We start from the raw sequence: 11615 nt of genomic DNA on the forward strand, positions 1-11615 counted from the left end.
CTGAATCAGGAAGAGAGGCTATTGCCATGATGGGAGATAACATGTTCGGGAACACCATGTGGGCAGGCCACTGGCTGTGGATGCTGGTGATTGCCATTGTGGTCGTCATTCCGGCCTGGCGTATTTGCCAGCGCACGGGGTATCCGGGGTGGATGGGTGTACTGATACTGATCCCTATCGTCAATCTGGTTCTGCTGTATTTCATTGCATTTGCAGACTGGCCCGCCGATAAAACAGGAGATCAGAATGGCTGAGCACCATCACGCCCATGACCACGATCACCACGCCGATAAAGAACCTGGCGGGCACACCGCCAAGGATCCGGTTTGCGGCATGGCAGTCGATCCGCATACCGCGGAACACCGCAGCCAGCATGGCGGTAAAACCTGGTACTTCTGCTCCTCGCGCTGCCAGTCCAAATTCGACGAGGACCCTGAGCAGTACCTCGGTGAGGAAGACAAGCCGCAAGAGCCGGTTGCGCCAGGTACGATGTATACGTGCCCCATGCACCCGGAAATTCGACAGCAAGGGCCAGGGGACTGCCCCATCTGTGGTATGGCTCTGGAGCCCGAGCAGGTGAGCCTGGATGATGGCCCCTCTGCAGAACTTACGGACATGACCCGCCGGTTTTGGATCGGGCTGGTGCTGACCTTGCCTGTACTGGTCCTGGAAATGGGCGGGCATCTGACCGGGCTTGACCATATGATTGCTCCACAGATGTCCAACTGGATTCAGTTGGTGCTGGCAACGCCCGTGGTGCTCTGGTGCGGCTGGCCCTTCTTCGTCCGGGGTTGGAGATCCGTGGTTAGCCGTAACCTGAACATGTTCACGCTGATAGCCATTGGTACCGGCGTGGCCCTGATCTACAGCCTGGTCGCCACACTTGCGCCCCAGGTATTCCCGGGCGCTTTCCGGCAGGCCGACGGCTCAGTGGCAGTGTACTTTGAGGCGGCAGCGGTCATTGTGGTGCTGGTGCTGCTTGGACAGGTGCTGGAATTGCGCGCCCGGGAGAAAACCTCCGGGGCCATCAAGGCTCTGTTAGATCTGGCGCCGGCAACGGCCAGGAAACTGGACGATGATGGCGGTGAGTCCGATGTATCGCTGGATCAGGTCAAGGTCGGCGACCGCCTGCGGGTGCGTCCGGGCGACAAGGTTCCGCTAGACGGCGAGGTGCTCGAAGGCAGCTCCAACGTGGATGAGTCCATGGTGACCGGTGAGCCGTTGGCGGTCAGCAAAAAGTCAGGAGACCAGGTGATCGGCGGCAGCATCAACCAGCAGGGCAGTTTCATCATGCGTGCGGACAAGGTGGGCCGGGACACCATGCTGTCCCAGATTGTGCAGATGGTGGCCAGCGCCCAACGCAGCCGCGCGCCCATTCAGGGCCTGGCCGACAGGGTCGCGGGCTATTTTGTGCCTGCGGTGATCGTGATCGCCATTATCGCCTTTATAGCCTGGTCGTTGTTCGGGCCGACGCCCCCGATGGCATTCGGTCTGATTGCTGCGGTGAGCGTGCTGATTATTGCTTGCCCCTGTGCTTTGGGGCTGGCAACGCCCATGTCGATTATGGTCGGCGTTGGGCGGGGTGCTCAGAGCGGTGTGCTGATCCGCGATGCCGAAGCACTTGAGCGTATGGAGAAAGTGGACACCGTGGTGGTGGATAAGACGGGCACACTGACTGAAGGCAAACCTCAGGTGACCAAACTGGTGCCAGCTGCCGGGGGCAGCGAGGATGAGCTCATGCGATTCGCCGGCGGCCTGGAAAAGGGCAGTGAGCATCCGCTGGCCCACGCCATTCTCGATAAAGCAAAGACCATGGGCTTGAAACTACCGGACGCGGAAGATTTTGATTCACCCAATGGGAAGGGCGTCACCGGTAGGATTGATGGACGACGGGTATTGCTCGGAAACCGGCTGTTGATGGAAGCGGAAAATGTGGACACCGCGGACTTTGAAAGCGAAGCCGACCAGCTCCGCCAGGATGGGGCGACTGTTATTTTCGCGGCCGTAGACGGCAAAGTGGCCGGTTTGCTTGCCATCGCCGATCCGGTGAAAGAAACCACTGAAGCGGCTATTTCTGCACTGCAGAAAGACGGCATCCGAGTCGTCATGCTCACCGGCGACAACCGGACGTCGGCCGAGGCGGTTGCCCGTAAATTGCACATCGATGAAGTGGAAGCGGAAGTGCTTCCGGAGGATAAGGGCAAGATCGTTCAGCGCCTGAAAGATGAGGGCCGTGTTGTGGTGATGGCTGGTGACGGGGTGAACGACGCTCCGGCTCTGGCAACCGCCGATGTAGGCGTAGCCATGGGCACGGGCACTGATGTGGCCATCGAAAGCGCCGGCATTACCCTGTTGCGCGGCGATCTCATGGGCATTGTGGAAGCACGTCGATTGTCGCTGGCAACCATGCGCAATATCCGGCAGAACTTGTTTTTTGCCTTTGTCTATAACTCTGCGGGTGTGCCGATAGCGGCCGGCGTTCTATACCCGTTTTTCGGCATCCTGCTGTCACCGATTTTTGCGGCGGCGGCTATGTCGCTGTCTTCGGTCAGCGTGATCGTGAATGCGCTGCGCCTGCGACTGGTCAAGCTCGGACCAAAGTGATATACGTCGGATTTGTTGGAGATACCTATGCCGTACACGATTGATCGAATTATAGAAGATGCCAATTTTGAGGAAGTTGACAAGCGAACTCGTCAGTCCCTCACAGATCACGGTTTTGGGGTGCTGACAGAAATTGATGTCAAAGCCACGATGAAGGAGAAGCTTGACAAGGAAATGCCCGCGTACCGGATCCTTGGGGCGTGTAATCCTGCTATGGCGTGGGAAGCCATTGGTGTAGAGCCCCGGGTAGGGGCCATGTTGCCGTGCAATGTCATTCTGCGGGAAACGTCTGAAGGTATCGAAGTCAGCGCGATAGATCCCGTAGCTTCAATGACGGCGATTGAAAACAACGAACTGAAACAGGTTGCCGGCAAGGTCAGGGAGGCACTGTCCGAGGTATAGTAGGCGTCTGAAGCCGCGCCATCAGTTGGTTGAGATAGTGATTTTTGACTGTGATCAAGCTACACGGAGTTTGCCCAGACCGTTCTGTTTGAATTCAACTGACTGTGATTAACTCCAAGTGTAGTGGCCAAGTATTTCAGGCCGCCGTCTTTTGAGTTTTCCAGTAAGCCTGCTGCGACATTGCGCGGCAGCTCGCCGTTGTGCTTGTGCGGTCGCAGAACGCTGTAATAGCCGATCATATAGTCCGTGATCGACTGCTTCGCCGAGATACAGCACGGATACCCGATTTCCGGTACCCACTCCGTTTTCAAAATCCTGAAGAACCGCTCTGTCGGGGCGTTATCCCAGCAACTTCCTCGCCGGCTGAGACTCTGCTTCATGTGATGGCGCCAGAGCAACTCTCGGAATCCCAGGCTGGTGTACTGGCACTCCTGATCTGAATGAAACATGACGCCCTGTGGCTCGCCCCACGACCTATAGGCAATGGTTAGGGGCTTCTTTACCAGTTCCGTATTGGGGGGCAGGGACAGCGCCCAGTCCACGGGTTTACAGGAAAAAGTCGATAACCACCGCCAGGTAAGCCCAGCGCACTCCTGTCCAGATATAGGTAGTATCTCCGGTCCAAGCCTGATTGGGCTCCTTTACATCGAACTCCTGATCAAGACGGTTCGGGATGTCCAGGTGTGGCTGATCCGCCTTCTTGTAGGAGTGCCCTGGCGGCCGCGTGCTGACCAGCCCTAACTGCTTCATCCGTCTGCCGGCACGGTACCGGCTCAGTGTCGTTCCAGCCTGGGTGGCGATCTTGGCAATGCTGCGAGCCCCGCAGAGCCGTTACTGGCAGCATGCGCCTCGACAACCTGATCCAGCAGCGTTTTCTCAGCCTCACAGCGCTCTTTGTCCCGGTCACGCCGGCCGGTAGCTGCTGCGATGAACCCCAAATACCTGACATAGGCGTTGCACCGTTCAAGTCGCTCAATTATCGAGAATTGTTCAGGGAGTCCGACATCAAGAGAGCAGTAGCCTTATTTTAAGATTTCCTTTTCTTCCTCCACCCGCCGCAGCTTGCGTTTCTGTTCCTGAATCTCACGCTGTTCCGGGGTCAGGGCTTCGCCTTTCGGTACGTTGCCTGCTCATTCGGAAGGGAGCTTGCGAACCCAGTACTCCATGGTGAACTCGCCAACCCCCATGGCATCACAGGCCGCTTTCAGTGAATAGCCCTGGTCGACCGAGCTAGGCCTCCGCCAAGCGGAATTCCGGACTGAACGTTCTCTTCTTTGTCATTATCGTTACCGGACTTTCTATCTGAGTGATCATACACTCAAAATCACCAAAGCCACTATGCCACTATATTCAGTCTTTCATTTCGTACTACACAGAGACTGAGCCTGAAGTCGAAATCTTGCGCCTGCCGCCGATTGAGACTGCAGCCGACAAGTTGAGTGCGTTGACATGGCGTGTGCTGAAGAGTAATCGATCAGCTCATGGTGAGGATCCTGAGATGGTTCGCCATCTTCACGATATTGCTCCGCTGATCTCTGTGATTAGGGAAGATGAAGAGCTGTTTGTGGATGTCGCAGACTCCTCATTCGAAGGCGATCGGCAGACAGGAAAGCGAGATACTCAGGCCCCGTTTACAGAGTCGATTCAGGAGGCCATCGAGTGCCTGGACAACGATGAGGAGTATCGCGAAGAGTACAGGCAGTTTGTGGATGCGATGTCGTACGCTGACGATGATGAAAGTGTGGATTTTGATTCGGCTGTAGAGATCTTGCAGGAAGTCGCCGCCCTGTTCGAGTAGGGATGGCCCCTGCTGCTCGCTCAACATGGGGCGGGCCAACGCTTACAGTAACGCTTCTATGTGCTCCCCTAGCAGTTTCCATGCCTCAGTTTTCTCTTTGGCGTAGTCATGGCGCAGGTAGTGCCGCCGGACTTTCGAGCCGCCCAGAAGATGGTTTTGACAGCGATCAATGATGTCGAGCGGTACGCCGATCGCTTGCATCATTGTCGCGCCAGTGCGGCGCATGTCGTGCGGCGTCCATGCGCCATTTTGGCCATTTGCCAAGACTAGACTGTCATCATGATGCCGGCCGGCCAGAGGTTTGCTGCGATTCTTGAAGCGGCATTGCCGGTCACCGATCAGTTTGCTGACATTTTTGGTGTTGACGTGGCTATCTCCGGCTCTGTTGGGAAATAGGAAGGCAGTGTGGCCGGTTTCCTGGTGTAGCCGTTTGAACTGTGACAATGCAAAAGGCGACAGAAAGACATGATGATCCTGCCGCTTTCCGCGATGTCCTTTGGTGTTCTTCGCGGGAATGAACCAGAGACCGGTGTCAAAGTCGACATGCTTCCACTCCGCTTGAAGCAGCTCGCCGATGCGGCATAGGGTTGCCAGGCATATCCAGATGGCGCTTTGCACGCGGGGGTTTACCGGGCGGATGCCGCTGTATTTCTGGCCCGCCGGCAGGGCAGCGTAATCCGCTTCCAGCTTCTCGAAGATGTCATGCAGCTCTCGGATCTCTTCGGCGGAGAGCACCCGCTCCCGTTCTTCCTGATAGTCGCTATCCAGCAGGGTGGTGACATCCACCAGGTCGGCGGGGTTCCCGTCAGCCATCAAGGTGCGCCAGGGTTGCCGCTTCTCCGCCCAACGCAGCATTTGACCCATGTCGTTGTTCAGAATGACGACGGAGCGGTTCAGGCCGCGAGCCTTTACTGTTCTGAGCACGGAGAGAAGGTCCTTATCGGTCAAGGCACGCAGCGGCGTCTTGCCAATCAAGGGGAGCACGTCTTTGCCAAAACTTCTGCGGAGTTCGGCGTTGCCATCTTGCCGTGATACCCCATCGTCGAGCCAGGCTTCAAATAGCTCGTTCACCGTCCTGTTTTCCGACGCTTGGCGCTCGGCTTCGGCGATGGTTGAGGCAATGGCGGCTTGGGCTTCAATCCTGGCTGCCTTCTGGGCGGCGTTGGGGTTGATACCTTTAGCGACTGAGGCTTTGGCTTCGTCACGCTTGGCCCGAATCTGAGCGAGTGTGTTCTTGGGCCAGCTGCCGAGGCGGTAATCGCGCTTGACCCCATCCAGCTTGAACTCATAGCGAAACAGTGCCGTGACGCCACGAACGCCGGCGCGGACCTTGGCGACCAGGCCGTTATCCTCGCGTAGTGTCCTGCCGTCATCCGTTGCGGTGAGGGCTTCCAGTTGCTTAGCCGTCAGCTTGGTCATGTCCTACCCCCTGCAGGATCTGAGGTTTGATAATTTTGCCCCACTTTTGCCCCACCAGATCGGCTGGCTGTCGGCGGATGCCAGCGGATTGGTGTAAACAGAAAAGCGGCCTGAAAGCCGCGTGTTTGCTATGATAGAGCCCTCTTAGGAGGTTCGCCAGGGTCCGTGCGTATCCGTGCGGAAATTGCATGGGGTGCAAGGGGTCGAAGGTTCGAATCCTTCCGTCCCGACCAAATCGAAAAAAGAGAGGCTCGGCATCACGCCGGGCCTTTTTTCGTTCTGGTCCAGGTGAGTGGCGGATTGCCGGCGCTCGGCCTGTCCGCCCCGCTAATCGATACCAAGAGAAAGCCGAGCCAGGCACCAGTCCCACACCGCATCTCGCGGAGCAAAAGGCAAGGATGACCGCTTGCGGACGAGGAAATAGCTGGGCTCTTTAATCACGGTCTTGTCCGTGACCTGCACCAGACGCCCGGCCTCGAGATCCCCCGCCACGAATGCCCGGCAAGCCAGGGCGACGCCCTGGCCGGCCAAGGCCGCATCCAGCGCCAGTGTCGTCTGGTTGAACGCCGCGCCGGGCAGCGTGCGGTCGGTACCCAGAAACACCGGCCAATGATCCTGCGCGTCATGGAGGAGCGGAAGCGCCCTGAGCGCTTCGGAAGAGAGGGGGAGCGGTAACGCTTTGATCAGATGGGGGCTGGCGACCGCGACAAGTTCCTGGTGGAACAGCAGTTCGGCATCCAGCCCGGATGGGAACGGAGGGCGGGTCAGCCGCACCGCGATGTCCACCTGATCGCGCTCAAAATCGGAGAGCGCCTCGGTGGCGACCGTGCGCAACTCCACGTCGGGTAGCGCGGCGTTCAGCTCGGCCAGACGAGGGATCAGCAGCTTCGCGGCGAAGGTCGGCGTAACACTGATGGTGACCGTGTCCGGTCGCTCCAGGAGTCGTCCCGTGGCGTCCCCGAGCGTATCGAAGGCACGGGTCACGTCCGTCAGGTAAGCCGCGCCCGATGGCGTCAAGGCGAGCCCGCGCGACAACCGCTGGAACAGGGCCTGGCCCAGGTGCTCCTCCAGGGCGCGCACCTGCTGCGCAACGGCACCTTGGGTGACGCCCAACTCCTCGGCGGCGGCCCGGAAACTCAACCGGCGGCCGGAGACCTCGAAGGCACGCAAGGCATTGAGAGGGGGGAGCTTGCGGCGGGATGCTTTCATGGTAATGGCCTATAGATTTTCTACAGTCTTGCACGTTTATTTATCACGCGAAACATCCTCCTTACCTTGACAGAATGCTTCCGGAACAGACCAAAGGAGGCTGTCATGGCTGAAGAAAAAGTAGCACTTATCATGGGCGGCGGGTCCGGTATGGGCGCCGCTGCCGCGCGCAGACTGGCCCGGGATGGCTACCGTATCGCCATCCTCTCTTCGTCGGGCAAGGGGGAGGCGTTAGCCAAGGAATTGGGCGGTGTCGGTGTCACCGGCTCGAACCAGTCACTCGACGACGTGAAGCAGGTCGTGGATCGGACGATGGCGACATGGGGGCGAATCGACGCGCTGGTCAATTCCGCGGGCCATGGACCGCGCGCACCGCTCCTCGACATCCCTGACGAGGACTGGCACCAGGGGATGGACATCTATTTTCTGAGTGCCGTGCGCCCGATCCGTCTGGTCGCACCGATCATGGAGAAGCTGGGCGGTGGTGCCATCGTCAATATTTCGACGACCTGGGCTTTCGAGCCGTCCAGCTTATTCCCAACCTCGGTCGTCTTCCGAGCGGGTCTTGCCAGCTTCACCAAGCTCTTCGCGGATGCCTATGCGGCGAAGAATGTTCGCATGAACAATGTGTTGCCCGGCTGGATCGACAGTCTCCCCGAGGTCCATGAGCGCCGTGACAGCGTGCCGATGGGGCGCTATGGGAAGGTCGAGGAAGTCGCCGATACCGTGGCTTTTCTGCTGTCGGAGGGCGCGGGCTACGTCACCGGCCAGAATATTCGCGTCGATGGCGGCGTGACCCACGCCATCTGAATGACCCGGTCCCAGGCCCGCCCGGCGAAGCGGATCCACAGCAGGGCATGGCCGCGGGGGGCGGCTTCAACCGCGCTCCCCCGAACCGCTTCAAGACTGTATGCTTGTGACAGAAACCGCCATGCTTGGGCCACCCCGACCAAGGAATAAGGTTTGGTGTCATTCCGTAAAAAGAACCTCCTCTGGCTGATCCCCCTTTGTCTGCTGTTGTTGCCGGTGGCGGCGTTGCTGGCGTTGCCGTTGTTCGGCGTGCACTGGCAGGGCCCGGGCTGGCGGCAGGGGCCGACCCTGGACGCGCTGTGGTATGAAAGCGGCGACTGCCGGCTGGCGGAGGCCCACGGGGTGCGTCTCGGCGGGCTGCGGCCGTTGACCGTGTCGGTGGACAGCCTGGGCATCAACGACTGCCCCTCCGAGGGCGACGGCGGGCCCCTGTCGTTGCCGGATCTGCCGGCGCTGGAGGTGACCGTCTGGGCGCTGCAGTACCAGGACTATCCGCCGTTTCTGGCCCGGCTCGATCAGGCCGCCGGTCGCTGGCGGGTCCATGCGGAATTCCGGGACAGTGAGCTGAACGGCGAATACCGCAAGAGCAGCGGCCGCTGGCGTTTGACCGGCACCGTGCGGGCGGCGCCATTGCGCCAGGGCGTCACCGGCGAGGCGCGCATCCAGGGCGACGGGCAGTGGCCGTCCGGCACGCCCTTCGACAGCGAGCGCTTTCAGGGCGAGCTGACCGTGCTCGGTCAGGGGCTGGGCCTGGAAAGTCCGGATTCGGACACCGGGGGCCCCCGGGGTGACCTGACGGTGCGCGCCCACTGGACCGGGCTGGATTGGCGGCTGCGCGCCGCGCTGGATGAGCCGCTGGCGCTGGGCGCCGGCTGGGTGCTGACGCCGGGCCGGGAGCTGACCGCCGAGGGGCAGGGCGCGGCCCTGCGTCGGGCGGACGCGGATCTGGTGGCGCGCGGGCCCCAGGGCCGCGCCGCCCTCAACCTGAGCAGCGACGCGCAACGGCTGGGCCACGGTGAGGGCCGGCTCACCCTCAGCGAGGGCCTGGACGGCCAGATCGATTTCCAATGGTTCGAGGATCGGGTGGCGCTGGCGTCGTTCCGGGTGCGCATGGCGGACCCGGCGGTGACCGTGCGGTTGCGCGAGCCGGTGACCGTACCGCTGGCCACCGAAGGCGAGGTGGCCCTGCCCCTGGAGGCCGCTTACCAGGACGCCACCCTGACCACCACGGACAGCCGCGTCTACTGGCGGCCCAACGACCTGCAATGGCAGGGCGCGGTGGAACTGGGCGGCCGCTGGCAGGGCTATCGACTGAGTGGCGGCTGGCGCGGCGACGCCGGTCCCACCGGTGTGCACGGCGAACCCGCCCGGGTACGGCTGCGCGACGCGGACCTGGACCTGACCGCCACGGTGCCGGTGGCCGGGGTGACGCCGCCCCACTGGCCGGTGACCACCACCCTGGAAGGCCGCTATCAGGCCATTCCGTTCAGCGCCCGGGCGGACGCCCGCCGGGACGGCGACACCTGGGCCGGTTCGGTGTCCGGCCGGGGCGGGCCCTTGCCGGATCTGGACGGCGGCGTGCTGACCCTGGACGGCCGCTGGGACTTTGCCGAGCGCCCGCGCCTGCTGGCCGGCGCCACCGTGGCCCTGTCCCGGGCGGTGCGCGAGCGCCTGCTGATCCGGCCGATCACCGCGCGCCTGACCACGCCGCTGGTGCTGGCGGAAGACGGGCCCCACGGCCGGCTGTCGCTGAACGCCGAGGGCCTGGTGGCGGAGCGCTGGACGCTGCCGCCGGTGACCGGCGAGGCGCGGCTGAACGGCGCTGCTTTCGGCGCCGACCTGCGGGTGCCCCAGTGGGACACCACCCTGAGCCTGAGCGGCCGCGCCCGGGGGCGGGGCTACGCCGGCACCCTGAGCGGCGCCGCGCCGCTGCGGCCGGTGATGAGCCGTGGCCTGCCCATGAGCCTGCAGGGCGGCGATCTGTCCCTGGACGGCGACTGGCGCTGGACCGACACCCTGACCCTGGACGGCCGCCTGCGCGGCCGTGATCTGGCCCTGGACTGGGGCAGCGTGCAGGCCCGCGACCTGGATCTGGAACTGGCCCTGGGCTGGGACGGCCAGCGCCCCAGCCTGGCCACGGTGACACCGCTGACCCTGGCCCGCCTGGACGTGGGCGTGCCGATCACCGACATCCGCATGGACCTGGACAGCGACCTGAGCACCTGGACCGTGCGCCGCGTGCACGCCGACCTGCTGGGCGGCGAACTGCGCGCCCCCCGGCTGACCTGGCCGTCACCGGGCTGGCAGCCGGTGGTGCTGACACGCATCGAGCTGGAGCAGCTGGCCGCCCTGCAGGGCGAGCCGGCGGTGAGCCTGTCCGGCCGGGTGGGCGGCTACATTCCCTTGCAGCTGCTGGCGGACAGCGTGGCGGTGAACAACGGCCGGCTGGCCAACGAGACGCCCCTGTCCCTGGCGATCCTGCCGTCCAGCGGCGCCCAGGCCATGGCGCAATCCAACCAGGCGGTGTCCATCGCCCTGGACGCCCTCAATCCCCTGCGCATCGACACCTTCCAGGCCCAGGTGGACATGGCCGCCGACGGCTGGCTGGATGCCCGGGTGACGATTCGCGGGCAGAATCCGCAACGAAACAATCTGCCGGTGGTCTTTAATTACACGCACCGGGAAAATGTGCTGGAGCTGTTGCGCAGTCTGCGCATCGGTGATCAGATCACCGACCAGGTCATGACGGAGTCGAAACGATGAAATCAATGTGGCTGCTGTTGTCGCTCCTGCCTCTCGCCGCCTGTACCCCGCGGGTGGCGCTGGAGGCGCCCAAGGAGCCGATCACCATCAACCTCAACGTAAAGATCGATCACGAAATCCGCCTCAAGGTGGAAAAGGACATCGACCAGCTGTTCAGCGAAGACAGCGATTTGTTCTGATGAGACATTTGCGGAGAAACCCCATGACAAAGCTGCGTTATCTGTTGCTCGCCGCCGCCTTGCTGTTCTCCAGCGCGGTGTTCGCGCTCGATCTGGACCAGGCCAAGAGCCAGGGTCTGGTGGGCGAACAGCCCAACGGCTACCTGGGCGTGGTCAAGGCCACCCCGGCGGCGGTGGAACTGGTCTCGGACATCAACGACAAGCGCCGCGCCGCCTACGAGCGCATCGCCAAACAGAACGGCATCACCCTGGAGCAGGTGGCCAACCTGGCGGGTCAGAAAGCCATCGAGAAAACCCCCGGCGGCCAGTACATCAAAACCCCCACCGGCCAGTGGGTCGAAAAATAGTCGGTCGGAAATAAAAAAAGGGCCCCGAGGGGCCACTGCTGTCCCACAGTTGGCGGCCTCACAGGGCGAACCTCATTTGAGGTT

General features: G+C 61.9%; 10 protein-coding genes and 1 pseudogene. 8 read left to right on the plus strand and 3 right to left on the minus strand.

Annotated elements, in window-relative coordinates:
* Positions 1-41 precede the first annotated feature (41 nt).
* From IM760_RS17385 to IM760_RS17395, 3 genes are read left to right on the plus strand one after another with little or no spacing between them, the layout of a single operon-like run.
* Positions 42-254: a hypothetical protein gene (locus tag IM760_RS17385; RefSeq protein ID WP_022996756.1), complete on the plus strand. Its 213-nt coding sequence runs from the start codon at positions 42-44 to the stop codon at positions 252-254.
* Positions 247-2604, plus strand: coding sequence for a heavy metal translocating P-type ATPase (locus IM760_RS17390; protein ID WP_138771813.1), 2358 nt, complete (start codon positions 247-249; stop codon positions 2602-2604). The genes IM760_RS17385 and IM760_RS17390 overlap by 8 nt, the downstream gene beginning before the upstream one ends.
* A 27-nt stretch (positions 2605-2631) precedes the next feature.
* A complete protein-coding gene (locus tag IM760_RS17395) occupies positions 2632-3006 on the plus strand; it encodes a DUF302 domain-containing protein (protein ID WP_138771812.1) in 375 nt (124 codons plus the stop codon).
* A 136-nt stretch (positions 3007-3142) separates the two neighbouring features.
* Here IM760_RS17395 and IM760_RS17400 read toward each other — a convergent pair.
* Positions 3143-4287, minus strand: a pseudogene (locus tag IM760_RS17400) (IS3 family transposase).
* Positions 4288-4312: 25 nt separating this feature from the next.
* Between IM760_RS17400 and IM760_RS17405 the strand changes: the two are divergent.
* On the plus strand, positions 4313-4804 hold the full coding sequence (locus tag IM760_RS17405; RefSeq protein ID WP_228235335.1) for a nucleotidyl transferase AbiEii/AbiGii toxin family protein: 492 nt from the start codon (positions 4313-4315) through the stop codon (positions 4802-4804).
* Positions 4805-4846: 42 nt separating this feature from the next.
* On the opposite strand, the gene IM760_RS17410 is transcribed toward IM760_RS17405, so the two are convergent.
* Positions 4847-6223, minus strand: coding sequence for a tyrosine-type recombinase/integrase (locus IM760_RS17410; protein ID WP_138771811.1), 1377 nt, complete (start codon positions 6221-6223; stop codon positions 4847-4849).
* A 327-nt stretch (positions 6224-6550) separates the two neighbouring features.
* Positions 6551-7432 carry a LysR substrate-binding domain-containing protein gene (locus IM760_RS17415; protein WP_204431500.1) on the minus strand — a complete coding sequence of 294 codons (882 nt, stop codon included), beginning with the start codon at positions 7430-7432 and terminating at the stop codon, positions 6551-6553.
* Positions 7433-7537: 105 nt separating this feature from the next.
* Between IM760_RS17415 and IM760_RS17420 the strand changes: the two genes are divergently transcribed.
* The 4 genes from IM760_RS17420 (at position 7538) to IM760_RS17435 (ending at position 11531) form a co-directional block, all read left to right on the plus strand.
* On the plus strand, positions 7538-8242 hold the full coding sequence (locus IM760_RS17420; protein ID WP_204431501.1) for an SDR family oxidoreductase: 705 nt from the start codon (positions 7538-7540) through the stop codon (positions 8240-8242).
* Between the two features lie 156 nt (positions 8243-8398).
* Complete coding sequence (locus IM760_RS19105; RefSeq protein WP_204431502.1) at positions 8399-11005, plus strand: intermembrane phospholipid transport protein YdbH family protein; 2607 nt, start codon at positions 8399-8401, stop codon at positions 11003-11005.
* A complete protein-coding gene (locus IM760_RS17430) occupies positions 11002-11184 on the plus strand; it encodes a YnbE family lipoprotein (protein ID WP_204431503.1) in 183 nt (60 codons plus the stop codon). The genes IM760_RS19105 and IM760_RS17430 overlap by 4 nt, the downstream gene beginning before the upstream one ends.
* A 23-nt stretch (positions 11185-11207) precedes the next feature.
* Entirely contained in the window at positions 11208-11531 is a 324-nt protein-coding gene (locus tag IM760_RS17435) for a YdbL family probable chaperone protein (RefSeq protein WP_204431504.1), read from the plus strand.
* Positions 11532-11615: the final 84 nt, after the last annotated feature.

Origin of the sequence: Alloalcanivorax marinus (assembly GCF_016906305.1) — a bacterium.
GTDB lineage: Bacteria > Pseudomonadota > Gammaproteobacteria > Pseudomonadales > Alcanivoracaceae > Alloalcanivorax > Alloalcanivorax marinus.